General features: G+C 69.7%; 22 protein-coding genes. 13 read left to right on the top strand and 9 right to left on the bottom strand.

All coding sequences use genetic code 11. From position 1 onward, the window contains the following. The first annotated feature begins 53 nt into the window (after window positions 1–53). Both ACLBYB_RS01850 and ACLBYB_RS01855 read left to right on the top strand, forming a co-directional pair. Entirely contained in the window at window positions 54–560 is a 507-nt protein-coding gene (locus ACLBYB_RS01850; protein WP_244526933.1) for a retropepsin-like aspartic protease family protein, read from the top strand. Window positions 561–959: 399 nt separating this feature from the next. Then, complete coding sequence (locus ACLBYB_RS01855) at window positions 960–2,081, top strand: glycosyltransferase (RefSeq protein WP_447697680.1); 1,122 nt, start codon at window positions 960–962, stop codon at window positions 2,079–2,081. Window positions 2,082–2,170: 89 nt separating this feature from the next. Here ACLBYB_RS01855 and ACLBYB_RS01860 read toward each other — a convergent pair whose 3' ends face one another. The 4 genes from ACLBYB_RS01860 to ACLBYB_RS01875 all read right to left on the bottom strand — a co-directional run bounded on the left by ACLBYB_RS01860 (window position 2,171) and on the right by ACLBYB_RS01875 (window position 8,139). Continuing rightward, complete coding sequence (locus ACLBYB_RS01860; RefSeq protein ID WP_020093530.1) at window positions 2,171–3,430, bottom strand: adenylate/guanylate cyclase domain-containing protein; 1,260 nt, start codon at window positions 3,428–3,430, stop codon at window positions 2,171–2,173. 76 nt (window positions 3,431–3,506) lie between these two features. Further along, window positions 3,507–5,489: an RNA polymerase sigma factor RpoD gene (rpoD, locus tag ACLBYB_RS01865; protein ID WP_020093531.1), complete on the bottom strand. Its 1,983-nt coding sequence runs from the start codon at window positions 5,487–5,489 to the stop codon at window positions 3,507–3,509. Between the two features lie 198 nt (window positions 5,490–5,687). Beyond that, a complete protein-coding gene (dnaG, locus tag ACLBYB_RS01870; RefSeq protein WP_447697681.1) occupies window positions 5,688–7,577 on the bottom strand; it encodes a DNA primase in 1,890 nt (629 codons plus the stop codon). A 100-nt stretch (window positions 7,578–7,677) separates the two neighbouring features. After that, window positions 7,678–8,139: a GatB/YqeY domain-containing protein gene (locus ACLBYB_RS01875; RefSeq protein WP_447697682.1), complete on the bottom strand. Its 462-nt coding sequence runs from the start codon at window positions 8,137–8,139 to the stop codon at window positions 7,678–7,680. Window positions 8,140–8,331: 192 nt separating this feature from the next. On the opposite strand from ACLBYB_RS01875, the gene carA reads away from it, so the two are divergent. After that, window positions 8,332–9,555, top strand: coding sequence for a glutamine-hydrolyzing carbamoyl-phosphate synthase small subunit (carA, locus tag ACLBYB_RS01880; protein ID WP_447697683.1), 1,224 nt, complete (start codon window positions 8,332–8,334; stop codon window positions 9,553–9,555). 187 nt (window positions 9,556–9,742) lie between these two features. Next, entirely contained in the window at window positions 9,743–10,120 is a 378-nt protein-coding gene (locus ACLBYB_RS01885; RefSeq protein WP_020093535.1) for a hypothetical protein, read from the top strand. 33 nt (window positions 10,121–10,153) lie between these two features. On the opposite strand, the gene ACLBYB_RS01890 is transcribed toward ACLBYB_RS01885, so the two are convergent. Next, entirely contained in the window at window positions 10,154–10,543 is a 390-nt protein-coding gene (locus tag ACLBYB_RS01890) for a pseudoazurin (RefSeq protein ID WP_447697684.1), read from the bottom strand. Window positions 10,544–10,896: 353 nt separating this feature from the next. Between ACLBYB_RS01890 and carB the strand changes: the two genes are divergently transcribed. The 7 genes from carB (at window position 10,897) to ACLBYB_RS01925 (ending at window position 19,000) form a co-directional block, all read left to right on the top strand. Further along, window positions 10,897–14,370, top strand: a complete 3,474-nt coding sequence (carB, locus tag ACLBYB_RS01895; RefSeq protein WP_447697685.1) for a carbamoyl-phosphate synthase large subunit — start codon at window positions 10,897–10,899, stop codon at window positions 14,368–14,370. A gap of 90 nt (window positions 14,371–14,460) precedes the next feature. After that, window positions 14,461–14,937: a transcription elongation factor GreA gene (greA, locus tag ACLBYB_RS01900; protein ID WP_170855149.1), complete on the top strand. Its 477-nt coding sequence runs from the start codon at window positions 14,461–14,463 to the stop codon at window positions 14,935–14,937. A 4-nt stretch (window positions 14,938–14,941) separates the two neighbouring features. Beyond that, entirely contained in the window at window positions 14,942–15,442 is a 501-nt protein-coding gene (locus tag ACLBYB_RS01905; protein ID WP_132366934.1) for a hypothetical protein, read from the top strand. A 51-nt stretch (window positions 15,443–15,493) separates the two neighbouring features. After that, window positions 15,494–16,543 carry a mitochondrial fission ELM1 family protein gene (locus ACLBYB_RS01910; protein WP_447697686.1) on the top strand — a complete coding sequence of 350 codons (1,050 nt, stop codon included), beginning with the start codon at window positions 15,494–15,496 and terminating at the stop codon, window positions 16,541–16,543. Between the two features lie 14 nt (window positions 16,544–16,557). After that, a complete protein-coding gene (trxB, locus tag ACLBYB_RS01915; RefSeq protein ID WP_447680573.1) occupies window positions 16,558–17,538 on the top strand; it encodes a thioredoxin-disulfide reductase in 981 nt (326 codons plus the stop codon). A gap of 269 nt (window positions 17,539–17,807) precedes the next feature. After that, complete coding sequence (locus ACLBYB_RS01920; protein WP_447697687.1) at window positions 17,808–18,698, top strand: LysR family transcriptional regulator; 891 nt, start codon at window positions 17,808–17,810, stop codon at window positions 18,696–18,698. Between the two features lie 41 nt (window positions 18,699–18,739). Continuing rightward, entirely contained in the window at window positions 18,740–19,000 is a 261-nt protein-coding gene (locus tag ACLBYB_RS01925; RefSeq protein WP_132366935.1) for a YARHG domain-containing protein, read from the top strand. Between the two features lie 96 nt (window positions 19,001–19,096). Here ACLBYB_RS01925 and msrP read toward each other — a convergent pair whose 3' ends face one another. The 4 genes from msrP to ACLBYB_RS01945 form a co-directional block, all read right to left on the bottom strand. Beyond that, entirely contained in the window at window positions 19,097–20,050 is a 954-nt protein-coding gene (gene msrP / locus ACLBYB_RS01930) for a protein-methionine-sulfoxide reductase catalytic subunit MsrP (RefSeq protein ID WP_091680143.1), read from the bottom strand. Window positions 20,051–20,211: 161 nt separating this feature from the next. Next, a complete protein-coding gene (locus ACLBYB_RS01935) occupies window positions 20,212–21,957 on the bottom strand; it encodes an AMP-binding protein (RefSeq protein ID WP_447697688.1) in 1,746 nt (581 codons plus the stop codon). A gap of 99 nt (window positions 21,958–22,056) precedes the next feature. After that, window positions 22,057–22,788, bottom strand: a complete 732-nt coding sequence (locus ACLBYB_RS01940) for a hypothetical protein (protein WP_447680570.1) — start codon at window positions 22,786–22,788, stop codon at window positions 22,057–22,059. 49 nt (window positions 22,789–22,837) lie between these two features. Next, window positions 22,838–24,349, bottom strand: a complete 1,512-nt coding sequence (locus ACLBYB_RS01945; protein WP_447697689.1) for a leucyl aminopeptidase — start codon at window positions 24,347–24,349, stop codon at window positions 22,838–22,840. Window positions 24,350–24,533: 184 nt separating this feature from the next. Between ACLBYB_RS01945 and lptF the strand changes: the two genes are divergently transcribed. Beyond that, window positions 24,534–25,694 carry an LPS export ABC transporter permease LptF gene (lptF, locus tag ACLBYB_RS01950; protein ID WP_020093547.1) on the top strand — a complete coding sequence of 387 codons (1,161 nt, stop codon included), beginning with the start codon at window positions 24,534–24,536 and terminating at the stop codon, window positions 25,692–25,694. An 8-nt stretch (window positions 25,695–25,702) separates the two neighbouring features. Beyond that, window positions 25,703–26,791 carry an LPS export ABC transporter permease LptG gene (lptG, locus tag ACLBYB_RS01955; protein ID WP_447698128.1) on the top strand — a complete coding sequence of 363 codons (1,089 nt, stop codon included), beginning with the start codon at window positions 25,703–25,705 and terminating at the stop codon, window positions 26,789–26,791. Window positions 26,792–26,844 lie beyond the last annotated feature (53 nt).

Genomic DNA, 26,844 nt, shown 5'->3' on the forward strand with positions numbered 1-26,844 from the left:
GGGATTCCGGAACGTCTCCGGTCGCCGGCACTCCACGTCACGGGCGGACTCGCGTGCGCGCAATCCTATTGATCTGCCTGCTCGGCTTCCTCGGTGTCACGGCCGCCTTGAAGCTGCGCGACGGCATGAGGCCGGCGCCGGTGGCCCTCGCCGTCACGCCGCCGCCGGAGCCCGTTCCCGCAGTCGACGCCGCCGGCGTGGCCCTCCAGGCCGGGCGCAACGGCCACTTCTTCGTCAACGCGCTGTTGGACGGCCGCTCGCTGCCGATGATGGTCGATACGGGAGCGAGCGCCTGCGCGTTCTCCGAGGAGGATGCCGCGCGGATCGGGATCCGGGTCACTCCGGCCGATTTCACCCGCGTCTGGAACACCGCGAACGGCACGGTCCGCGTGGCGCCGATCCGGATCGCCATCGTGCAGATCGGATCGATCACGGTGCGGGACGTCGATGCGGTCGTGATCCCGCGCGGGCTCCTGTCGACGAGTTTGCTGGGCATGTCGTTCCTCAGGCGTCTGCGCGATTTCGGCATCTCCGGCAGCACGATGACGCTCCGGGGCTGAAGCGGCCGGAGATCAACGCTGATCTGTCTGGCCGAGGCGCTCCTGTGGGGGGGCCCCAAGCTTGCACCACGGGATCGGATGCGGGCCCAACGCCCGCGCCGATGACCTACGGCGTTCGGGCCTCGTGCCAGCCCGATGGCGGGCGTCTCCTGATCCGCTCGATCAGTCTATCGATTGCATGTATTTCCAATTATGAGACCATGAAGCCGGAGTATTTATATACAAATCGACGATTGTCTGTCCTGCCGGATATTTTATCTAAATTTTGCCGAAGGATATGTTTGTTTTGTCAGCGCATTACGGCAATGCTAGGAGCCTGCATGACTGCGCATCCGACACGTGAGCGCGCGATGGGACGGCTTCGGCATGAAGAATCGCGGATCGACGATCTGTTTGTCCATGATCGTGAAGGACGAGGCCCACGTTATTCGGCGTTGCCTCGATTCTGTTCGTCCGATCATCGATCATTGGATCGTCGTCGATACCGGCTCGACGGACGGGACCCAGGATGTTGTCCGCGCCGCGCTCGCGGACATACCGGGTGCCCTGGTCGAGCGCTCCTGGGTCGACTTCGCCTTCAATCGGAACGAGGCCTTGAAACTCGCGCGGCGTCACGCGCAGTACGCATTGATCATCGACGCCGACGATGAGCTGATCATCCCGGCGGACTTCACGATGCCGAAGCTGCGTGCGCCCGGCTATCGGTTCGAGATCATCGACGCGCACACGCGGTACTGGCGCAACCAGCTGGTCAGCACCCGGGAGAACTGGCGTTACCGGGGCGTCCTGCACGAATTCCTCAGCTGCCCCGGCGTGACAGAGACTCCGATCCTCCCCCTCGCGATGCGTCGGGGCGACGACGGTGCCCGCCACCGCGACGCGACGGCGGACGCGCGGGATATCGCCGTCCTCGAGAAGGCGCTGGCGGTCGAGACGGACCCCTTCATGATCGCCCGGTACACGATGTACCTCGGCACCACCTACGACGCCGCCGGCGAGTACCGGAAAGCGCTCGCCTGCTTCCTGAAGCGGGCCGATCTCGGCGGATGGGACGAGGAGGTCTATTTCAACCTGCTGATGGCCGCGGTGAACGCGGAGCGCCTCGACGAGCCGGAGGACAGGGTGCTGCAGCTCTACGAGCGCGCCACCGCAATCCGTCCGGGACGGGCGGAGGCGCGCCACGGGGCCAGCCGATTCTGCAGGCTGAGGAAGCGGTTCGCGGAAGGCTATCGTTACGCCGAGGCGGGCCTGGCGCTCGAGCTTCCGAGCGAGGGCATCTCCCTGAACCCGTGGGTCTACGAGTACGGCTTGCTCGACGAGTTCGCCCTCAACGCGTACCACAGCGGCCAGTTCAGCGCCTGCGGACATGCCTGCCTGAAGATCCTCGAGCGAGCGCATGTCCCGCGGGAGGTCGCCATACGCGCCGGCGCCCTGGCCCGGGACGTGATGGCGCAGATGATCGATCCGGTCTGGGGTTGCCGGCACACACCCTACGCTCTGCCGTTCGTGCCGACGTGGTGACACGCACCGCGCGCGGATCGCCCGCGAGCCTCAGATCGCGGCGAATCTTCGCGAGCGCCGCGTGACGTCGGGTCCGATCGGAGGGCCGCTCAGCTGGACTTGCGCGGGCGCAGGAATTTCGGTCGGAACACCGCCATGGGCTCGTCGAAGCCGTTGAGCCGGTGCTCTCCCATTGGGATCGGGTCTCCCCAGAGGAAGTCCACGAAGGGCTTCGACATCAGCAGCGGCTCGCCGAGGGCGCGGTTCAGCTGCGCGATGCGGCTCGCGAGGTTCACGTCGCGGCCGATCACCGTGAAGTCGAGGCGTGAGCCGGACCCGACATTGCCGTAGGCGGCCTCGCCGTGGTGGAGCGCGATGCCGGCGGCCACCGGCACCGGGAACTGGTGCAGGGCGTTCGCCTCGTCGAGGGCCGCCAGGGCGTGCTGGGCCGCCGTGAGCGCGCCCTTGGCCGCGCCGCCCAGATCGTCGCCGGTTTCCCGGAAGATCGCCAGCAGGCCGTCGCCAAGATACTTCAGGACCTCGCCGCCCTCCCGCTCGATCGGCGGCACGAGGCAGTCGAAGAACACGTTGAGCAGGCCCACCGCCTCCTCCGGCGTCATGTCGGCGGTGGTGCGGGTGTAGTCGCGCATGTCGGCGAACAGGATCGCCGAGCGGATCCGGGTCACCTGCCCGCGGCGGATGTCGCCGGCCAGGATCGCCCGGTGCGGCTCGTCGCCGACGTAGAGCCGGAGCACGTGGTCGAGCTGCTTGTTGAGGACGCGCATCTCCATCACGGCCGCCAGCGCCGGCATGACGAAGCGGAGGATCGCGATGTCGTCGTCCCGGAACCCCTCGGGGGCTCGCGTGGCGAAGGTGATGCCGTTCTGCGTGCCGTTCGTGAAGAACAGGGGCGCGACGACGTAGTGGGTGTAGCCGCCGGCCTTCAGGTCGGGAACGATCGCGTAGGCGTCGTCCGGGGTCTTCGACAGGTCGAGGATCAGCCACTCGCCGGTCTCGTGGACCGTGTGGAACGGGCTGTTGAGGTACGCGTCCGTCGAGCGGGCGCCGTGGGGGAACAGCCGCACGGTGGTGCCGCCGTCCCGGGTCCAGATGCGGCCGACGCCCGCGTATTCCGAGTGCAGGGTGTCGATCGCCGTGGAGGCCCGGTCCACCGGCACGCCGATCGCGATCAGGCGCTCGGCGAGCCCGGCCAGCATCTCCTCGGCGTTGGGCATCCGCGCGCCCTCGCCGAGCAGCCAGTCGCGGATGCCCACGGAGGGCTGGAGCGCGCCGAAGGGCACGTCGTCGGCCTCCGAGCCGTCCGCGAAGGCCGTCGGGGATCCGGGCGTTGGCGGGCGGCGTTCGAGCATGGCGCCAGACTGGATGCCGCGCGGCACCGAGGCAACGCGGGCGACGGGGAAGCGCCGCGCAGTCCGCGGCGCGGGCTCAGTTGTCCAGGAAGCTCCTGAGCTTCCGGCTGCGCGAGGGATGCTTCAGCTTCCGCAGCGCCTTCGCCTCGATCTGGCGGATGCGCTCGCGGGTCACCGAGAACTGCTGGCCGACTTCCTCCAGGGTGTGGTCGGTGTTCATGCCGATGCCGAAGCGCATGCGCAGCACGCGCTCCTCGCGGGGCGTGAGCGAGGCGAGCACGCGCGTCGTGGTCTCGCGCAGGTTCGACTGGATCGCCGCGTCGATCGGCAGGACGACGTTCTTGTCCTCGATGAAGTCGCCGAGGTGGCTGTCCTCCTCGTCGCCGATAGGCGTCTCGAGGGAGATCGGCTCCTTGGCGATCTTCAGGACCTTGCGGACCTTCTCCAGCGGCATGGCCAGCTTCTCGGCCAACTCCTCCGGGGTCGGCTCGCGGCCGATCTCGTGCAGCATCTGGCGCGACGTGCGGACGATCTTGTTGATCGTCTCGATCATGTGCACCGGGATGCGGATGGTCCGGGCCTGGTCGGCGATCGAGCGGGTGATCGCCTGCCGGATCCACCACGTGGCGTAGGTCGAGAACTTGTAGCCGCGGCGGTACTCGAACTTGTCGACCGCCTTCATCAGGCCGATGTTGCCCTCCTGGATCAGGTCCAGGAACTGCAGGCCGCGGTTCGTGTACTTCTTGGCGATCGAGATCACGAGGCGCAGGTTCGCCTCGATCATCTCCTTCTTGGCCTGCCGGGCCTCGCGCTCGCCCTTCTGGACCATGTTGACGATGCGGCGGTACTCGCCGATCTCCAGGCCCGTCTCCGAGGCGAGGTCGAGGATCTGCGCGCGCAGCTCCGCCACCTGCCTCGAGCCGCGCTCGACCAGGTTCTTCCAGCCCTTGCCGCCGAGCGTACCGACGCGCTCCATCCAGTTCGGGTCGAGCTCGTAGCCCTGGTAGTGGCGCAGGAACTCGTCGCGGGCCACGCCGTGGCTCTCGGCGAAGCGCATCAGCCGGCCCTCGTGGCCGATCAGCTGCTTGTTGATCGAGTAGAGCTGGCCGACCAGCGCCTCGATGCGGTTGTTGTTCAGAGACAGGGACTTCACGTCGGCGACGACGATGTCCTTCAGCTCGATCTGCTTCTGGTTCTGGGCCGGGGTGTTCTGCTCGCCGGCGGCCTTGCGCTCGGTGCCCTCGATCTGGAACTTGCGCAGCTTGCGGTAGTTCGCGGCGATCGCGTCGAAGGTCTCGAGGACCCGCGGCTTGATCTCCGCCTCCATGGCGGCAAGCGAGACGTTGTTCTCGAGGTCGTCCTCGTCGTCGCCACCCTCCGGCGGCGCGGGCGGCTCCGCGTCGTCCCCGCCATCCTCGCCCTCGGCGATCTGCGGCGCGTTCTTGCCGTCCGGGCCCGCGTAGGTCGCCTCGAGGTCGATGATGTCGCGCAGGAGAACCTTGCCCTCCACGAGCTCGTCCCGCCAGATGATGATCGCCTGGAAGGTCAGCGGGCTCTCGCAGAGACCCGCGATCATCGCCTCGCGGCCGGCCTCGATGCGCTTGGCGATGGCGATCTCGCCCTCGCGGGACAGGAGCTCCACCGAGCCCATCTCGCGCAGGTACATGCGCACCGGATCGTCGGTGCGGTCGGTCGGCTCCTTGGTGGTCGTGGCGACCGCGACGGCGCGCGCCGGCGCGACCTCGGCGACCTCGCCGCCCTCGGCCTCCTCCTCCTCGCCGTCCGCGGCCTTCTCGCCCGCGGCCTCGTCGGTCTCCTCGGCCTCGACGACGTTGATGCCCATCTCGGAGAGCTGCGAGAGCACGTCCTCGAGCTGGTCCGGATCGGACTGCCCCTCGGGCAGGACCTCGTTGACCTCCTCGTAGGTCACGTAGCCGCGCTTCTTGGCGAGCTTGACCATCCGCTTGACCGAAGCATCCGTCAGGTCGAGGAGCGGCCCGTCGGTCTGCTGCTCGGGGGCAGCGTCCGTCTCGTCCCGTTCCGTTGCCTTCGTCGCCATGATCAGCCTATTGTTTCGCACGCGGCGCGTAGCGGAGGCCCCGATGAGGCCAGTCCACGCCGTCGGCGCCGCTGTATGAGATCGGCGCCGGATCGCTCCGGTCGCCGTGAGTCGTCGGTTTCCGTATGCAAGCCCGAGGCTTGACCGATTGTTAACTATGGCGGGACACGTCACCCCGCCACCGCCATGACACAGGCATCACACGGCCGTCGAGTCGCTCGACACCGGTGCATCGGCCTCCGCCTCGGCGGCGATGACGGTTTCCAGCCTCGCCTTCACTTCGCAGAGCCATGCCCACCCGGCATCGGTCGGATCGTCCTCAAACGCCTGCCGTGCTTCGCGAAGTTCGCTATGTAGCGCTCCTGCCTGCCGGTGCAAGATCATCGCCTGTCGGAGCGCGTCTGCGCGGTGGGCAGGATCGGCGTGCGGGGCCAGGGTCGTGCGGTCCCGCGAGCGGGCCAGGGCGAGGATTCGGTCGGCCGCCCCTGTGAGTCCAGCGCGATTGATGCGGTTCTGCAACACCTCGGGCGCCGTGTCCCCGTCCTCGGCCGCGCAGGCCAGCAGGACCGACAGCAGCGCCCGGGCGTCGGGATCGGCGAAGTCGAGCTCGGCCGCCTCCTCACCGAACTCCGCCATCATCTCGGGATGGGCCAGCAGGGTGCCGACGATCACCGCCTCGCGCACCGGGGCGGCGCCCGTGAAGCCCGCCGAGGCCGTCACCGAGGGACTCGGGCTCCCGGTGATGCGCGGCGAGACGGGCTCGCCGGGCCGGGCGAAGCGCTGGCGTCCGCGCGGGGCCGCGCCGGCGGCGCGGTTGGCGCGGGGCGACAGGCCGCGCAGGCGCTCCTCGACATCGTCGCGGTAGTAGCGCCGCACGGTCTCGTCGCGGATCGTCGCGACGGTGGTGCGCAGGGTCTGGGTCAGGCCGGCGCGGCGCTCCGGCGTGTCGACCGGTCCCGCCTCGAGGGCGCGCCGCCACAGCAGCTCCGAGAGGGGAAGCGCGGCCGCGAGCACCTGGTCGATGGCCGTCGGGCCGCCCGAGCGCAGCAGGTCGTCCGGATCCTGGCCGCCCGGCAGCAGCGCGATCCGCAGCGAGCGGCCGGGCTCGAGGAGCGGCAGCGCGATGTCGAGGGCCCGGAAGGCCGCCCGCTGGCCGGCCTTGTCGCCGTCGAAGCACAGGATCGGCTCGTCGGCGTGGCGCCAGAGCAGCCCGAGCTGGTCCTCGGTGAGAGAGGTGCCCAGCGGCGCCACCGTCTCGGGATGGCCCGCGAGCGTCATGGCGATGACGTCGACGTAGCCCTCCACCGCGATGATCGAGCCGCGATCATGCGCGGCCTTGCGGGCGCCGTGGAGGTTGTAGAGCGTGCGTCCCTTGTGGAAGAGCGGCGTCTCCGGCGAGTTGAGGTACTTGGCGCGCACCTCCTTGGCGAGCGCCCGGCCGCCGAAGGCCACGACCCGGCCGCGGGTGTCGGTGATCGGGAACATCACCCGGTCCCGGAAATAGTCGTAGGGGACGGAGACCCCCTCCCCCGCCGCGAGCAGGCCGAGTTCGACCATCAGCGCCTTCTCGACCCCCTGCCCGGCGAGGTGGTCGCGCAGGGCGTAGCGCTCGCCCGGCGCGTAGCCGAGGCGGAAGGCCCGCTGCGTCTCGTCCCGCAACCCGCGCCGCTCGAGATAGGCGCGGGCCTCGCTGCCCTGGCCCGACCGCAGGCGCTCCTCGAACCAGCGCGCGGCCATCTCCATGACCTCGATCGCCCCGGCCCGCTTCTGCTCGCTGGCGCGGTTGTCCTCGGTGGGCGCTGGCAGGCTGACGCCGGCCTCGCCCGCCAGCCGCTCGACCGCCTCGGGGAAGCTGAGGCCCTCCGTCTCCATCAGGAAGGTGAAGATGTCGCCGTGCTTGGAGGACGAGAAGCAGTGGTAGAACTGCTTCTGGTCGTTCACGTAGAAGGACGGCGTCTTCTCGGCGTTGAACGGCGACAGGCCGCGCCACTCGCGTCCGGCCTTCTTCAACTGCACGCGGCGGCCGACCACCGACGAGGCCGGCAGCCGGGAACGGATCTCTTCCAGGATGTGGGGCGGATAGCGCACGGGGCCTGGGACGGGTTGCGTGAACCCGCTCCTATAGCGCGAGAGGCGTGACCGAGTCCCTCACACCCCCTGAATCCGGTGGAGGATTGCGGGGAGAGGTTCAGCCCTTCGCCGCCAGCGCCGCCTTCACCAGGCCGCTCGCCTTGCCGAAATCCATCCGGCCCGCGAAGGTGCCCTTCAGGGCGGCGATCACCTTGCCCATGTCCTTCGGGCCGGCCGCGCCGGTCTCGAGGATCGCCGCCTCGACCGCCACCTTCATCTCGGTCTCGTCCATCTGCTTCGGCAGGAAGCTCTCGATGATCGCGATCTCGGCGCGCTCGTTAGCGGCGAGCTCCGGACGCCCGCCCTGCTCGTAGACGGCAGCCGATTCGGTGCGCTGCTTGGTCATTTTCTGGAGGAGCGACAGGATCTCCTCGTCGGAGATCGGCTCCTTGCCGTTGCCGCGGGCCTCGATGTCCCGGTCCTTGAGGGCGGCCTGGATCATCCGGACGGTCGCCAGCCGCTCCTTGTCGCCGGCCTTCATGGCCTCCTTCATCTCGGTGGTGAAGCGCGCGCGCAGCATCTCGATGAACCTTCCAACGGTCGAAGCGGGGGGCTGGCCTGCGATTTGCGGGTGTTGAGCCCTGCCGGCAGCGGAGCCACATTGACCCCATCGCGGGCCGCTCGCTAAGAGCGCCGCACACGATCATGCCGCAAGCCGAGAGCGCCGCAACCCGGCGCCCGCCTTTGGCCGGACATAAGCGAGACTCAGCCCATGCTGCAAGACGCCGCCGCGCATGCCCCCGAGCCTCAGGCTCCCGAGCCCTGGGCCGAGCCCGTCGCGACGGCCCTGCTGGTGCTGGCCGACGGCACCATTTTGGAGGGATTCGGCATCGGCCAGACCGGCGTGGCCGACGGCGAGGTCTGCTTCAACACCGCGATGACCGGCTACCAGGAAATCCTGACGGACCCGTCCTATGCCGGCCAGATCGTCACCTTCACCTTCCCGCATATCGGCAATGTCGGCACCAACGACGAGGATCTGGAGAGCCTGGAGGCGGCGCCGGCCTCGGGCGTCCGCGGCACCGTCATCGCCTCGGCGGTGACGAACCCGTCGAACTGGCGGTCATCGTCGCACCTCGACGGGTGGCTCAGGGCGCGCGGCATCGTCGGCATCACGGGCGTCGACACCCGGGCGCTCACGGCCCGCATCCGCGACCGGGGCATGCCCAACGCCGTGATCGCCAACGATCCCCAGGGCAATTTCGACCGCGAGGCCCTCAAGGCCCGCGCGGCGGCCCTCGCCCCCATGGAGGGGCTAGACCTCGTTCCGCCGGTGACGAGCCGCGCGCCGTCGGAATGGTCCGAGACCGTCTGGGCGCTCGGTAACGGCTACGGCACGCGCGCACCCGGCGAGGGCCTCAAAGTCGTGGCCATCGATTACGGCGTGAAGCGCAACATCCTGCGCCTCCTCGCCCAGGCCGGCTGCGATGTCACCGTCGTGCCGGCCACCACGACGGCCGAGGAGATCCTGGCGCTGAAGCCGGACGGCGTGTTCCTGTCGAACGGCCCCGGCGACCCGGCCGCCACCGGCGCCTACGCGGTCCCGGTGATTCGCAAGCTCTTGGACCAGAAGGTGCCGACCTTCGGCATCTGCCTCGGCCACCAGCTGATGGGTCTCGCCCTCGGCGGCCGGACCGTGAAGATGGGCCAGGGCCACCACGGCGCGAACCACCCGGTGAAGGACAAGACCACCGGCAAGGTCGAGATCGTGTCGATGAACCACGGCTTCGCGGTGGACCCGGACAGCCTGCCGGAGACGGCCGTGGAGACCCACGTGTCGCTGTTCGACGGCTCGAATTGCGGCCTGACCCTCACCGACCGCCCGGCCTTCTCGGTGCAGCACCACCCGGAGGCCTCCCCCGGCCCGCGCGACAGCCACTACCTCTTCGAGCGCTTCGTGACGCTGATGCGCTCGGGCGAACCCGAGCGCTCCTGACGCGTCGTCCTCGCGAGGGCGGCAGAGCCGCGGTGCGCGGCCTTTCAGTCCTGCGTCCCGATCCCAATCGGGCCGCGGCGGGGCCATAAAATCCGCCAGATCGGACGGCTTAAGGGAGCCCACGACGGCCCCTGAACGGCGGCGCATCCGCGCCCGGCGACGGCGGCCCGTCGCAGGGGATTGCCGGATGACCATCGACGAGGCGCGCGACGATTTCTCCCGCCTGCACCGCAGCTTCACCTTCCATCTCGGCGTCGCCGCGGGCCTGTCCTGGCTGACCGCCCTCTACGCCGCCGTCTACGCCCCCTGGGTGCGCAACATCCGGGCGCTGATCGATCCGACCGGTGGCTTCGACCGCGTCGAGAGCACGGTGTCCTACCTCTTCGCCATGCCGGCGGTCCTCGCCCTCGCCTGGGTCTCGGTCTATTTCGGCCGCGAGGCCCTGCGGCGCGCGCAGACGCTCTCGAATGTCGCCGTGGAGTTCGCGGCCGCCGCATTGGTGGCCTTCGGGGTGTTCTACCTCTCGATCGACCGGGCGGTCGCCGCGCTCCACGCCGGCTTCTGAGACGGATCGGGGCGGCCAGAGCCGCCCCGGCGCCTACTGAACTTTCTCGAACAGCGGCTCGAACCGCTTGGCGGCCAGCTTGTTCTGCGGCACCGCCCGGGCCGCCTCCAGGTTCTCGGGCTTGTCGCCGACCTGGACGAGGCCGACCATCCCCATGATGTAGTGCGGCGAGCACTTGATGCCGTAGAGGCCGGGCTTGTCGAAGGTCACGGCCTCCTCCTTGCCGACCACCGTCTTGAACGGCGCCGCGCCCTCGGGCGCCATCCCCTTGATCAGCTCGGCATTGTGACCCTTGTCGGCCGGCACGAACCGCACCGTGTCGCCGGGCTGGATTTTCACGAAGGCCGGGTCGAAGACCATCATCCCGCCCGGACCGCTGTTCAAAGTCTTGATGGCAATCTCCGAAGCGTTCGCGCCCGTCATCGAGCCGATCAGAAGTATCGCGAAGAGTGTCGCTAGCCTGGGCATTTTCGGTCTCGAACGATGATGATGTCGATCGGCGCGCTGGCCGATCCATCGGAGCTTAAGGTCCGGCGTCGATTTCCTGCAAGAAATCGATGAAATCTTGTGAGAATTTATAAATCCTCCAAATCGAAGGATCGATGCCGCATCCATGCGCCGGGCGCGCGGCCAGACTGCGCGGTCGTCCCGGCCTTCCAATGCGCCCGTCGCCCGTGTAAACGCGGGGCTCAACGACATTCCCGCCACGCGCGTCCGGGAGCAGGGCTCAGTCGAGCCGTGCCCGATCGGGCGCGCTTGGCCTGAGAAGGCCCACGATGCCCAAACGCACCGACATCTCCTCGATCCTGATCATCGGTGCGGGTCCGATCATCATCGGACAGGCCTGCGAGTTCGATTATTCCGGCACCCAGGCCTGCAAGGCGCTCCGCGAGGAGGGCTACCGCATCGTCCTAGTGAACTCGAACCCCGCGACCATCATGACCGACCCGGACATGGCGGACGCGACCTACGTCGAGCCGATCACCCCGGAGATCGTCGCCAAGATCATCGAGAAGGAGCGCCCCGACGCGATCCTGCCCACGATGGGCGGCCAGACGGCGCTCAACTGCGCCCTGTCGCTGCAGAAGATGGGCGTGCTCGCGAAGTACGGCGTGCAGATGATCGGCGCCACCGCCGAGGCCATCGACAAGGCCGAGGACCGGAGCCTGTTCCGCGACGCCATGACCAAGATCGGGCTCGACACCCCGAAATCGGCGCTCGCCAACGCGTCCGCCGCCAAGAAGGCGGACCGTCAGGCCTACCTGGCCGAGATCGCCAGGATCGAGGCGGCGAACAGCGATCCGGCGGCGCGCCAGGCCGCGCTGGCGGCCTACGAGAAGAGCTGGGCCGCGGGCGAGACCGAGCGGCGCAAGCGCTACGGTGAGCACGCGATCGGGCAGGCGCTGATCGCGCTGGCCGAGGTCGGCCTGCCGGCGATCATCCGGCCGTCCTTCACCATGGGCGGCACCGGCGGCGGCATCGCGTACAACCGCGAGGAGTTCCTCGACATCGTCGAGCGCGGCATCGACGCGTCGCCGACCAACGAGGTGCTCATCGAGGAGAGCGTGCTCGGCTGGAAAGAGTACGAGATGGAGGTCGTCCGGGACCGGAACGACAACTGCATCATCGTCTGCTCCATCGAGAACATCGACCCGATGGGGGTCCACACGGGCGATTCGATCACCGTCGCGCCGGCGCTGACGCTCACCGACAAGGAGTACCAAGTGATGCGCGACGCATCGCTGGCGGTGCTACGCGAGATCGGCGTCGAGACCGGCGGCTCGAACGTGCAGTTCGCGATCAACCCTGAGAACGGGCGCATGATCGTGATCGAGATGAATCCGCGCGTCTCGCGCTCCTCGGCGCTCGCCTCGAAGGCCACCGGCTTCCCGATCGCCAAGGTCGCCGCCAAGCTCGCGGTCGGCTACACGCTCGACGAGATCGCCAACGACATCACGGGCGGCGCGACGCCGGCCTCGTTCGAGCCGACGATCGACTACGTCGTCACCAAGATCCCGCGCTTCGCCTTCGAGAAGTTCCCGGGCGCCGAGCCGACGCTGACCACCGCCATGAAGTCGGTGGGCGAGGCCATGGCGATCGGCCGCTGCTTCGCCGAATCGCTGCAGAAGGCCCTGCGCTCGCTCGAGACCGGCCTGACCGGCCTCGACGACATCGAGATCGAGGGGCTCGGCAAGGGCGACGACCACAACGCCATCAAGGCGGCGATCGGCACCCCGACCCCGGACCGGCTGCTCAAGGTCGCGCAGGCCCTGCGGCTCGGCGTCAGCCACGAGCAGGTCTACGCCTCCTGCAAGATCGACCCGTGGTTCCTCGAGCAGCTCCAGGCGATCATCGACCTCGAGAACCGCGTGAAGGCCCATGGCCTGCCGAAGACGGCCGGCGCCTTCCGCCAGCTCAAGGCCGCCGGTTTCTCGGACGCCCGCCTCGCGGTGCTGGCCAAAACCGACGAGGCCGCCGTCAGCGCGGCCCGGCGCGCGCTGGCGGTGCGCCCGGTCTACAAGCGGATCGACACCTGCGCGGCCGAGTTCAAGTCGCCCACCGCCTACATGTACTCGACCTACGTGGCGCCGTTCGCGGGCGCGGTCGTGGACGAGGCGGAGCCCTCGGATCGCAAGAAGGTCGTGATCCTCGGCGGTGGCCCGAACCGGATCGGCCAGGGCATCGAGTTCGACTATTGCTGCTGCCACGCCTGCTTCGCGCTGTCGGACGCCGGCTACGAGACCATCATGGTCAACTGCAACCCGGAGACGGTCTCGACCGACTACGACACCTCGGACCGGCTCTACTTCGAGCCGCTGACCGCCGAGGACGTGCTGGAGATCATCGAGACCGAGCGGCAGGCCGGCACCCTGCACGGCGTGATCGTGCAGTTCGGCGGCCAGACCCCGCTGAAGCTCGCCCGCGCCCTCGAGGCCGCCGGCGTGCCGATCCTCGGCACCTCGCCCGACGCGATCGACCTCGCCGAGGACCGGGACCAGTTCAAGCGGCTCCTCGACAAGCTCGGGATGAAGCAGCCGAAGAACGGCATCGCCTACTCGGTCGAGCAGAGCCGGCTGGTGGCCGAGACGCTCGGCCTGCCCTTCGTGGTGCGCCCGAGCTACGTGCTCGGCGGCCGCGCCATGGCGATCATCCGCGACGAGACCCAGTTCGCCGACTACCTGCTCGACACGCTGCCGAGCCTGATCCCCTCCGAGGTGAAGGCCCGCTACCCGAACGACAAGACCGGCCAGATTAACACGGTGCTGGGTAAGAACCCGCTCCTGTTCGACCGCTACCTGTCGGACGCGGTCGAGGTCGACGTCGACGCGGTCTGCGACGGCAAGGACGTGTTCATCGCCGGCATCATGGAGCACATCGAGGAGGCCGGCATCCATTCCGGCGATTCGGCCTGCTCCCTGCCGCCGCGCTCGCTCTCGCCCGAGATCGTGGACGAGCTGGAGCGGCAGACCAAGGCCATGGCGCTGGCGCTCAACGTCGTCGGCCTGATGAACGTGCAGTACGCCATCAAGGACGGCACGATCTACGTGCTGGAGGTGAACCCCCGCGCCTCGCGCACGGTGCCGTTCGTCGCCAAGGTCATCGGCGAGCCGATCGCCAAGATCGCGGCCCGGATCATGGCGGGCGAGCCGCTCGCGACCTTCGGCCTGAAGCCCAAGACCCTGCCGCACATCGCCGTGAAGGAAGCGGTCTTCCCCTTCGCCCGCTTCCCCGGAGTCGACGTGCTGCTCGGACCGGAGATGCGCTCCACCGGCGAGGTGATCGGGCTCGACGCCAGCTTCGGCGTGGCCTTCGCCAAGAGCCAGCTCGGCTCGGGCACCCAGGTGCCGAAGGCGGGCGCCGTCTTCGTCTCGGTTCGGGATGCCGACAAGGCCCGCATCCTGCCGACCATGAAGCTCCTGTCCGATCTCGGCTTCACCATCCTGGCGACCGGCGGCACGCAGCGCTACCTCGCGGAGAACGGCGTTCCGGCCGAGCGGATCAACAAGGTTCTGGAGGGCCGGCCGCACGTGGTCGACGCGATCAAGAACGGCGGGATCCACCTCGTCCTGAACACCACCGAGGGGGCCGGCGCCCTCTCGGACTCGCGCTCGCTCCGGCGCGCGGCCCTCTTGCATAAGGTGCCGTATTACACCACTCTAGCCGGCGCGATGGCCGCGGCCGAGGGGATCAAGGCCTATCTAGAAGGCGATCTCAAGGTCCGCGCGTTGCAGGAATACTTCGCGGCCTGAACCTCAGGGTTCCGCTGACTTCATTTCATGGCCCGGGGAGAGTGCTGCACTCTCGGCCGGGCCTCTTCATTGTGGCGCGAGACGATGGCGATAGACAAGGTTCCGATCACGGTGCGCGGGCTGGCAGCCCTCGAAGAGGAGCTGAAGCACCGCCAGCAGGTGGAGCGCCAGCGCATCATCCAGGCGATCGCGGAGGCCCGCGCGCTCGGCGACCTGTCGGAGAACGCCGAGTACCACGCCGCCAAGGAGGCGCAGTCCCACAACGAGGGTCGCGTCCTCGAACTGGAGAGCATGATCGCGCGGGCCGAAGTGATCGACGTCACGAAGCTCTCGGGTGACAGGATCAAGTTCGGCGCCACCGTGAAGCTCGTCGACGAGGACACGGAGGAGGAGAAGACCTACCAGATCGTGGGAGAGCCGGAGGCCGACGTGCGCTCGGGCCGCGTCTCGATCACCTCGCCGATCGCCCGCGCGCTGATCGGCAAGGGCGTCGGCGACACGGTCGAGGTCACCACGCCCGGGGGCGGCAAGTCCTACGAGGTCGTCGCCGTCCAGTACGGCGGCTGAGCCGATGCGCCCGCGTACGTGGGGCCGGCTCGCCGGCCTGCTCCTCGGTGCCGTCGCGGGGTCCGCGGCGGCGAGCGACTTTCCGCCGACCCCGGTCTTCTCCGACGTCCGGGTCGACGTGCGGCCGCTCCTGAACAAGGGCGCGGGGCTGCAGGCCGAGGCGCTGGCCGGCGACCTGACCGAAGCACTGCGGAAGAACTTCGCCGGTCGGATCGGCGGCCGCGGGCCGCGCCTCGTCGTGGTCGTGACGAGCCTGTCGCTGCGGCCCTATGTCGGCAGCGGTTCCCTGCGCGGCCTGGGCGGCAACTTCGAGACCGACTACATGGAGGGCGAGGCGTTGCTCGTCGGGCCCAAGGGGCAGGTGCTCGGGCGTTACCCGCAGATGACCGCGACGCCGTCGAGCTACGGCGGCGCGTGGTACGATCCGCAATTCGAGCAGCGCCGGCTCGCCGCCATCGCCGACATCTACGCCCAGTGGCTCGCCCGCGACCTGCCGCGGGATTAGAAGACGGCCGCCGGCCCCGGTCGGCGGCGTGGGGCGTATCCGGTGAGGAGCATGGCAAGCATCGACGTGTCGGAGGCGCAGAGCGCGCCGGTCAGCAGTCCGGACCCGCGGCGCGAGCGCCTGCCCGAGCTCGCCCGCGCCCGCGCCTGGATCGTCACGGACGGCAAGGCCGGCGACGAGAACCAGTGCGTCGGCATCGCCGAGACCCTGGGTCTCGACTTCGAGATCCGGAAGGTGCCGGCCTCAGGACCATTCGGCTGGATGGCGCCCTGGGGGCCGATCGACCCGCGCGAGGGCCCGCGCCGCCGCGCCGGAGCCCTGTCGGGCCCCTACCCCGACATCCTGATCGCCTCCGGCCGCCGGTCGGTCCCGTACCTGCGGACCGTGCGGCGCGCCACCGGCGGCCGGACGTTCACGGCCTTCCTGAAGGATCCGCGGACCGGCGCCGACAGCGCCGACTTCATCTGGGTGCCGGATTACGACGATCTGCGCGGTCCCAACGTCTTCACCACGCTCACGGCGCCGCACCTCGTCACCGCGGCGCGCCTGGCCGCGGCCCGGGTCCGGCCGGATCCGCGGCTCGCGCGCCTCGACGGCCCGCGGGTGGCGGTGCTGGTCGGCGGCGACAGCCGTCACCTGAGCTACCGCAAGACCGACATGAACCGCCTCGTGGAGGATCTGCGCGGACTGGCCGCGCAGGGCTGCCGGCTGATGGTGACGATTTCCCGCCGGACGCCGAACCCGCTCCGCGACGCCGTGAAGGTGCTGGCCGCCGAGACCGGGGGGTTCCTCTGGGACGGGAGCGGCGACAACCCCTACGTGGCCATGCTGGCGCTCGCCGAGGCGATCGTCGTGACCTCCGACTCGGCCAACATGGTTAGCGAGGCGGTGTCCACCGGCGCGCCGGTCCTGCTGTTCGACCTGCCGCGTACCTATATTCGGCATCGGCGCATGTTCGCCGGGCTGGCGATCGCCGGGGCGCTGCGACCGTTCACCGGTCAGTTGGCAGATCTGACGTACAAGCCGATCGACGCGACTCCGGTGATCGCCCGGGCGCTCGCCGACGCCTATGCCGCGCGCCGCGCGGCCGGACCGGCCTGAGGAGACCGAGACAGATGGCCCACACCCACGCCAAGCTCGTCATCATCGGCTCGGGACCCGCCGGCTACACGGCGGCGATCTACGCCGCCCGCGCCATGGTCGAGCCGTTGCTGATCTCCGGCTTCCAGCCGGGCGGCCAGCTCATGATCACCACAGATGTCGAGAACTACCCGGGCTTCGCCGAGGCCATCCAGGGCCCCTGGCTGATGGAGCAGATGCGCCTCCAGGCCGAGCACGTCGGCACTCGGATCGTCTCGGAATACATCACGAAGGTCGATCTCAAGCAGCGGCCGTTCCGCCTCGAGGCCGATTCCGGCGAGACCTACTCGTGCGACGCCTTGGTCATCGCCACGGGGGCGCAGGCCAAGTGGCTCGGCATCCCGTCCGAGGCGGCGTTCCAGGGGGGCGGCGTCTCGGCCTGCGCGACCTGCGACGGTTTCTTCTTCCGCGGCAAGGAGGTCGTGGTGGTCGGCGGCGGCAACACCGCGGTCGAGGAGGCCCTGTACCTCGCCAACATCGCCAGCAAGGTGACGGTGGTCCACCGCCGCGACAGCTTCCGCGCCGAGCGGATCCTTCAGGAGCGCCTGTTCAAGCACCCGAACGTCGAGGTGCTGTGGCACCGCGAGATCGCCGAGATCTGCGGCGTGCAGAAGCCGGCACCGAACGTGACGCACGTCCGTCTCAAGGATCCGCGCTCGGGCGAGATCAGCGAGGTGAAGGCCGACGGCGTGTTCGTGGCGATCGGCCATCAGCCGGCGACCGCCATCTTCGAGGGTCAGCTGCCCATGCGCCACGGCGGCTATCTCACCGTGAAGCCCGGCACGACCGAGACCGAGATCCCGGGCGTGTTCGCCGCCGGCGACGTCACGGACGACGTCTACCGCCAGGCGATCACCGCCGCCGGCATGGGCTGCATGGCGGCGCTGGAGGCGGAGAAGTTCCTGGCCAATCTCGAGATCGGTGAGAGCCCGGTCCAAGCCGCCGCGGCGGAATGACGGCCGGACGGGCTTCCGCACCTCCCGCGCGGAGCCGTCAGGCCTGGCATTTCAACAAGTTCGCGCTGCTTGCGCTTGCGCAGGACCATGCACCGTGTGCATAGGAGTGCTGACTGCGCCGGGATGCACCGATTGCATGCCCGCGCGGTGTCGGGAGCGGCCATCCGCACGCGGCACCGCGCAGTTCGCCCGGTGATCTGCCCGCCGCTTCGCGCCCCTTCTCCACCCCGGGCGCGACCCGTGGGCGCGCGCTGGTAGGGGTTCTCGCCTTGGACTGGGACAAGATCCGGATCTTCCTCAACGTCGCGGAGGCGGGGAGCTTCACCAAGGCGGGTGACGATATCGGGCTCAGCCAATCGGCGGTCAGCCGCCAGATCAGCGCCCTGGAGCGTGAGCTGAAGGCGCCGCTCTTCCACCGCCACGCCCGCGGCCTACTGCTCACCGAGCAGGGCGATCTGCTGTTCCGCGCCGCGCGGGACATGAAGCTGCGCCTGGAAAATACCCGGGCGCGCCTCGTCGAGACCTCCGAGCGGCCGACCGGCGACCTCAAGGTCACCACCACGGTCGGCCTCGGCACGTCCTGGCTGTCGCAGCGGGTCGGCGAGTTTCTGGACCTCTACCCGGACGTGCGCATCGAGCTGATCCTCACCAACGAGGAGCTCGATCTGGCCATGCGCGAGGCCGACGTGGCGATCCGCATGCGCCGCCCGGCGCAGCCGGACCTGATCCAGCGGCGGCTGTTCACCGTGCACTACCACGCCTTCGCCAGTCCGGATTACGTGAAGCGGTTCGGCGAGCCCAAGACCATCGAGGAGCTCGACGACCACCGCCTCGTCTCCTTCGGCGGCAACGAGCCCTCGTATCTTCTGGCCGCCCACTGGCTCGCCGACGCGGGCCGCGAGGGCCGCGAGGGCCGCCAGGTCCACCTGACGGTGAACAATATCGGCGCCCTGCAGCGCGCCATGGAGGCCGGCGCCGGCATCGGCATCCTGCCCGACTACGCGGTGGATGGCGGCCAGCAGCTCGTGCAGGTTCTGCGCGAGACCGAGATGCCGAGCCTGGAGAGCTACCTCGTCTACGCCGAGGAGATGCGCTCGGTCGCCCGGGTGCAGGCGTTCCGCGACTTCCTCGTCTCGAAGGCGCAGCGCTGGACCTACTGAGCATCCGATGGTTGGATCCGTCTCCTCACGGAGACGATTCGATGCGTGCTGCTCTCTACGCTCTGATCCTCGTCGCGGGCTCCACCGGCGCGATGGCGGATGACTGCGCGGAAGCTTGGTACCAACGCAACCTGATCTACAAGCAGGCCGGCTACTGCTTCACCACGCCGCGCGCGATCCGGACCTTCGGCAACGCCGATTGCCGGTACGACGCCATGGATCGCGTGCCGCTCTCGCGCCAAGAGCAGGCGACGGTGGCGGATCTGCAGGCCTTCGAGCGGGCCCATGCCTGCCCGCGCTAGGCCGCGGACCGTCGACCTCGTCGGCCGGGCAGCGTAGGAGCCGCGTCGTCGCTGCGGAAGCCGCGCCAGATCAGCGCGGCTTCGGCAGGCGCGTGCTCACACGAACAGGCGCTCGCCCTCGAGGCCCTTGTAGAGGCCGGCGACCTGCTCGCCGTAGCCGTTGTAGATCAGCGTCGGCACGCGCTGGTCAGTGCCGAGGACGCGCTCGGTCGCCTGGCTCCAGCGCGGGTGCGGCACGGCCGGGTTCACGTTGGCCCAGAAGCCGTACTCCGAGGCCTGCAGACCCTCCCAGAAGGTCTTCGGCCGGTCGGCCGTGAACGAGATCTTCACCAGTGACTTGGCCGACTTGAACCCGTACTTCCACGGCACCGCGACGCGGATCGGCGCCCCGAACTGGTTGGGCAGCGGCTTGCCGTAGATCCCCGTGACCATGAAGGCGAGGTCGTTCCCGGCCTCAGCCAGGGTCAGGCCCTCCGTGTAGGGCCAGGGATAGAAGAACGCCCGCTGGCCGGGCGCCATCGCCTTGTCCATGAACGTCTCGAAGCGGATGTACTTCGCGCCGGAGGCGGGCTTGGCCAGCGCCACGAGCTTCGCCAGCGGGAATCCGGTCCAGGGCACCGCCATCGACCACGCCTCGACGCAGCGGTGACGGTAGAGACGCTCCTCCAGGCCGACCTTCCGGATCAGGTCGTCGACGCCGATCTCGAACGGCTTCTCGACGAGCCCGTCGATCTTCAGGGTCCAGGGCTGCGTCTTAAGGGCGTTGGCCGCCGGCAGCACCGTCTTCGACGTGCCGAACTCGTAGAAATTGTTGTAGTCGGCGCTGAAGCGCTCCGGGGTCAGGGGGCGGTCGAGCGTGTAGGCGGGGTTCTGCGGCGCCGGGTAGAGCGGCTGGTCGCCCGCCGCCGCAAGGGCCGCGCGTCCGCCCAGGAGCGAGCCGGCCGCGAGCCCGGCCGCGCCGCCGATCAGGGCCCGCCGATTGAGGAAGACGGCCTCCGGCGTCGCCAGATGCTCCGGAATCTCCCAACCGCGCCTGCGCTTGATCAACATGGCCGTCTCCTCGGATCTCCTGCCTGCACAACCCACAGATCGGCCGCGGCCGACAGGGGCGCAAGCGCCGCAGCCTCACCTTTCGGCGAACGGCGCGCAGGAGTTACGCCGCCCGTGAGCGGCACCGGGACGCAGGCCGTCTTCCGCCGCGCGGGCGACGCTTAGGCCGGCGGCGTCTCGTCGCGCAGCATCCGCCGCAGCACCTTGCCGACATTGGTCTTCGGCAGGGTCTCGTGGAGCACCACGCGGCGGGGAACCTTGTAGCCGGTGAGCTGGGTGCGGGCATGCGCCCGCAGGATATCGGTGGAGACCGACGGGTCCTTCAGGACCACGTGGGCCACCACCATCTCGCCCGTCTCCTCGCTCGGCGCGCCGACCACCGCGCATTCGAGCACGGCCGGGTGGGCCGCCAGCACGTCCTCGACCTCGTTCGGATAGACGTTGAAGCCGGAGACGAGGATCATGTCCTTCATCCGGTCGACGATCCGGACCTGGCCGTCCGCCTGCAGGATCGCGACGTCGCCCGTCCGGAAGAACCCGTCCGCGGTCATCGCCCGCGCGGTCTCCTCCGGCCGATTCCAGTAGCCGCGCATCACCTGCGGGCCGCGCACGCAGATCTCGCCTGGCTGCCCGGCCGGGAGGGGCTCGCCGGAGACGGCGCGGATCGAGACCTCCGTGGAGGGCAGCGGGTAGCCGATCGTGCCGGAGAAGTCGCGCATGCCCCGCGGGTTGACGCACACGACCGGCGAGGTCTCCGACAGGCCGTAGCCCTCGATGATCGTGTTGCCGGTCAGGGCCTTCCAACGCTCGGCCACCGCCCGCTGGACGGCCGTGCCGCCGCCGACCACGAAGTCGAGGTGGGCGAAATCCACCGTGCCGATCTTCGGATGGTTGATCAGGACGTTGAACAGCGTGTTCACGCCCATCAGGTGGGTGAAGCGCGTGCGGCTCAGGGTCTTGACCATGCCGTCGCAGTCGCGCGGATTGGGGATCAGCAGGCAAGAGCCGCCGCTGCGCATGAACTGGAAGAAGCACGCGGTGAGCGCGAAGATGTGGTAGAGCGGCAGCGCCGTGACCACGCAGCGCGCGACGCTCGGATCCTTCGAGTTGAACCAGAGCTGCGACTGCTCGACGTTCGCCATGATGTTGCGGTGGCTCAGCATCGCCGCCTTGGCGATGCCGGTGGTGCCCCCGGTATATTGCAGGAAGGCGAGGTCCTCCGGGTCGACCGCGGCGGACGCGCGCGGCATCGTCCGGCCCTGGCGGAGCACGGTGGCGAACGGGATCGCCAGCCCTTCCGGCAGGCGGAACGGCGGCACCGCCTTGCGGACGTGCCGGCTCGCGAGGTTGATCACCCGCCCCTTCAGCCCCAGCCCGTCGCCCGGACCCACGAGGACGACCCGCTCCAGGGCCACGTCCGGCAGCGCCGCCGCGATGGTGGCGCCGAAATTCTCCAGGACGATCAGGATCCGCGCGCCGGAATCGTTGATCTGCTGCACGCATTCCCGGGGCGTGTAGAGCGGGTTGGTGTTGACCACCGTTCCCCCCGCCAGGAGGACGCCGAAGATCGCCACGGCGTAGGCGGGGACGTTCGGCAGCATGATCGCCACGCGGTCGCCCTTCGCCAGCCCCTGGCCGCGCAGCCAGGCCGCGAGGTCGCGCGCCTGCTGGCCGAGGGTCGCGTAGGTCATGGTCGAGCCGAAGCACAGCATCGCCGGCCGGTCGGCGAAGTCGGTCACGCTGGTCTCGAACAGGTCGACCAGGGTCCCGAGGCCCGCGACGTCGATCTCCGCCGGCACGCCGGGCGGATAGAAGGGCAGCCAGGGCCGGTCGGAGGCCCCGTGGCCCGGCATCGCTCCGGCCGTGGCGGCTCGAGCGCCGTGCTCCATCACGTTCGCCTCATGCATCGCGATGCCTCCCGCGGGCCCGACTCTCGGGGGCCGAGTCCCGCAACGCCTGTCGCGCGGACTCTGCGGGAACGGAGGCCGGCCCGCAAGGCAGGGGGGTCAGAGGGCTGGACGATGCCGGCGCAATGTCGCCAGCACGTTGTGGGGCAGGGCCGCCGCGATCAGCAGGCCGGCGGCGAGCGCGGCCTCCTCCGGCCGCATCGCACGCCGCGGCCAGGGGCCGACGCCCAGGTCGCAGGCGAGGCCGATCAGGATCGCGCCGAGCCACAGGGTCAGGAAGGCGAGCGCGCCGTAGCCGACCCGGCGCAGCCGCGGCCGCAGGGGCCGGTTGGCCGCGACCGCGAACAGGCCGAGGACGCCGCCGAACGTCAGCGCGCCCACGGCGGCGCCGAGCCCGTAGGCCAGCCACAGGGGCTGGTGGGTGAGGAAGGCCATGCCCCCGGTGGCGAAGGCGCCGCGCAGGACGAGGCCGCCGAAGGTCGGGTAGAGCCCGGCGGCGAGGAGCGCGGCCGCGCCCGCCAGTCCGAACACGATCCGGCGCGGCGCGGAGCCCGGGCCCGGGCCCGTCGCCACCCGCGCGAGGTGGCCGAGCCCGTAGACCAGTGCGAAGGCGAAGAGCGGGTAGCGGCCGATGAAGTAGCCGAAGATCCAGGGCTCGAGGGCCTCCGGCACGGCGTCGCGCTGGCTCAGGCCGGTCGCCGCGACGAGAGCCAGGGCGGCCAGCATGGCGAGGATCGGCCCCGCCGCTGCCAGAAGGCCGCCGGAGCGGCCTCCGAACGTCCCGGCGCCCGGGCCGACCCGGTCGAGCGCGGCGTTGGCGTGTGCGGCCATGCTGGGATCAGCCGGAGAGGCGCGCGGGGTCGGGACCGCCGCGGCCGCCTCAGCGGGCCTCGTAATGGTCGCGGATCAGCCGGTCGAGGAGGCGCACGCCCCAGCCAGCGCCCCAGCTGCGGTTGATCTCGCTGGCGTTCGACGACATCGCGACGCCGGCGATGTCGAGATGCGCCCACGGAACGTCCTCGACATAGCGCTTGATGAACGACGCCGCGGTGGCGGCGCCGCCGTGGCGGCCGCCGGTGTTCTTCATGTCGGCGAACTTGGAATCGATCGCCTTGTCGTAGGCGGGGATCAGCGGCATCCGCCACACCTTCTCGCCGGTCGCCTCGCCGGCGGCGTGGATGTTGCCCGCCAGCGTGTCATCGTTCGAGAACATGCCGGCGATGTCCTGGCCCAGCGCCACGATGATCGCGCCGGTCAGCGTCGCGAGGTCGACGATGGCCTTGGGCTTGGTGCTGCGGATGACGTGGGTGATCACGTCGGCCAGCACCAGCCGGCCCTCGGCGTCGGTGTTGATCACCTCGATGGTCTGGCCCGACATGGAGGTCAGGATGTCGGACGGGCGGTACGACCCGCCGTCCGGCATGTTCTCCACGATGCCGATGGCGCCGACCACGTTGCAGTGCGCCTTGCGGGCGGCGAGCGCGTGGAGCGCCCCGACCACGGCGGCGGCGCCGCCCATGTCGCCCTTCATGTCCTCCATGCCGCCGCCCGGCTTGATCGAGACGCCGCCGGAATCGAACACGACGCCCTTGCCGATGAGGGCCACGGGCGCCTCGGCCGCGGGGCCGCCGTTCCATCGCATGATCACGATCCGCGGCTCGCGGGCCGAGCCCTGCGCCACCGCGAGCAGCGCGCCCATGCCGAGTTCCCGCATCCGGGCCGGCTCCAGCACCTCGATCTCGACGCCGAGCTTGGCGAGCTCCGAGGCGCGGCGGGCGAACTCAGCCGGGAAGAGCACGTTCGGCGGCTCGTTCACGAGGTCGCGGGCCAGGACCACGCTGTCGGACAGGCTCTTGGCGCCCTCGCCCTCGCGGGCGGCCGCGCCGTGATCGGCGAGCAGCAGGGTCAGCGCGGTGACGGACTTGTCGTCGGCGTCGGGCTTCTTCTTGGTCTTGTAGCGGTCGAACGCGTAGGTCCGCAGGCGCGCGCCGAGGGCGAACTCGCCGGCCTGCGCCGCCGTGACCGTCGCGCCCGGCCAGTCGAGCACCACCCGGGCGGTCCGTCCCGCCACCTTGCCGGCGGTGAAGCCGCCGAGCGCCGGCCAGTCGGTCTTGGCCCGGTCCTTCTCCGAGCCCAGGCCCACGACCACGAGGCGGTCGGCACCGACGCCCGCCGGGGCCGGCAGGGACAGGGCGCTGAGCGAGCGGCCCTTGAACTTCTCGGAGGCCGCGGCGCGGGCCACGAGATCCGCCCCGGAGGCGCCCAGCGCCTCGCGGGCGGCCGACCCGAGCGACAGGTCGTCGCCGACGAAGACCACGAGATCGCCGGATCCGCCGGGGCCCTGGCCGCTCTGCTCCAGGGGACCGAAACCGACCTCGATACCGTCCGCCATACCCGTCGCCCTGCCCGTTATTCCGGAGCCGTACTACGCACCCGCGCGCCGAGGCGCGGGCGATCCGCCCTGTGTAGCCGCTGAGACGGAGAACGCAACGCGGCGTGACAGCCCTGGAATCGCCCCTTTTGTCGGGTCCCTGCCGCCTCGAGGGCGCGAGAGGACGAGCGGGACTGCCGGGCCGATGAGGCAGATCGAGCGCTACATCTTTCGGATCGCCCTGGGCGCCACCCTCGCCTGCCTGATCGGGCTGACGGGCACCATCTGGCTGACCCAGGCCCTGCGCGAGCTCGATCTCGTGACCGCCAAGGGCCAGACGCTGCTGGTCTTCCTCTTCGTCACCGGCCTGTCGCTGCCGACCCTCGTCGTCGTCATCGCCCCCGTGGCGCTGTTCATCGGCACGATCTACGCGCTCAACAAGCTGAACGGCGATTCCGAGCTGATTGTCATGTCGGCGGCCGGGATGCCGCCGCGCTCGCTGCTGCGGCCCTTCCTCACCCTGGCGCTGTTCGTCAGCTTCCTGGTGGGATTCCTGGTCGTTGTGGTCATGCCCGCGAGCTTCCAGGAGCTGCGCGACGTGATCACCCGGGTGCGCGGCGACTTCATCGCGAACGTCGTCAAGGAAGGGCAGTTCACCCAGCTCGACAACGGCATCACCTTCCACTTCCGCGAGCGCGGACCGGGCGGCACCCTCAAGGGGTTGTTCATCCAGGACCGGCGCGAGGCCGGGAAGACCAAGGTCTACCTCGCCGAGCGCGGCAACGCGGTCGACGTCGACGGCCAGAGCTACCTGATCCTGGAAAACGGCAGCGTCCACCAGCAGCAGAAGGACTCGCGCGATTCCTCGATCCTGACCTTCGAGCGCTACACGATCGACCTCGCGGCCTTCGCGCCCCCGGATTCCGACACGATCTACAAGCCGCGCGAGCGCTCGACGGCGCAGCTCCTGTTCCCCGACACGACGGAGGGCTACTACAAGCTGCAGAAGGGCCGGTTCCGCGCCGAGCTGCACGACCGACTCTCCGCCTGCCTCTACCCGCTGGCCCTGGTCTTCATCGCCTTCGCGGCTCTGGGCGATCCCCGCACGACCCGGCAGGGGCGCGGCGTCGCGATCGCCGGCGCGATCGTCGCCGTCGTGGCGCTGCGCATCGGCGGCTTCGCGGCGGTCAGCGCCGCCGCGCGCAGCCCCGCCGCGGTCCTGGCGGTCTACGGCGTGCCGCTGCTCGCGATCCTCCTGTCGAGCCTCCTCATCTTCTACGGGCCCCGGGTGCGCGCCTTCAACGCCGCCCTGGCCCGCGCCGTCCGCGGCCGGTTCCGCGGCCCGCGCCTCGCGCCGGCGGCCTGACGCCGATGATGCTGATCGGCCCCACCCTCGGGCGCTACTTCGCGGCCCGTTTCCTCCGCACGGTGCTCGGCGTCTTCGTCACCGTGTTCGCGCTGGTCTACACCCTCGACTTCGTCGAGCTGCTCCGCCGCGCCGGCGAGGCTCAGGGCGCGTCCGCCGGCCTGATGGCGCAGCTTTCGCTCTATCGCACCCCCGCGGTGGCGGAGGGGGTCCTGCCCTTCGCGGTCCTGTTCGGCTCCATGGCGGCCCTGCTCCAGCTCTCGCGCAAGCTGGAGCTGGTGGTCGCCCGCGCGGCCGGGATCTCGGCCTGGCAGTTCCTGCAGCCCGGCTTCTTCGTGGCCCTCACCCTCGGCGCGCTGGCGGTCGGCGTCTACAACCCGGTCTCGGCGATGCTGAAGCAGCGCTCCACCGAGATCGAGGCCAAGATCTTCGCCAAATCCACCAAGGCGAGTTCGGGCAAGGACCTCTGGATCCGCCAGAAGGGCCTCGACGGCGAGGCGATCCTCCGCGCCGAGACCGCCATCGAGGGCACGACCACCCTGGCGGGGGTGTCGGTCTTCACGTTCGACGACGCCGGCAGGTTCGCCGAGCAGCTCGTCGCGGCCCGCGCCACGCTCCACGACGGCTACTGGGAACTCTCCGATGTGCGCGTTCTCACACCGCACGCGCCGCCTGAGTCGTTCGACACCTACCTGATCGACTCGAACCTCGACCCCGGGCAGGTGCGGCAGCGGTTCACCCCCCCGGAATCTGTGCCTTTCTGGCAACTTCCCACAACCATCGCGCGGACCGAGCGGGCCGGTTTGGACGCCACCCGCTACCGTCTCCAGTACGATGTCCTGTGGGCGCGGCCGGTGCTGTTCGTGGCCATGGTCATCGTCGCCGCAACCGTTTCCTTACGGTTCTTCCGCTTTGGTGGGGTCGGTAAACTCGTCCTCGGTGGCGTCGCGGCCGGCTTCGCCCTCTACGTGGTCCGACAGGTCATGGAGGGGCTCGGAGCATCCGGACTCGTCGCCGCACCGGTGGCGGCCTGGTTCCCGGCCGTGGTAGGCAGTCTTCTCGGTACGCTCACGCTTCTGTACCAGGAAGACGGCTGACTTCCGCGATCCTTCGCGGGACGGGAGACGGGTGTTGAGGTTGGTGGCGGCAG

The sequence above is a fragment of the Methylobacterium sp. D54C genome (assembly GCF_053345595.1).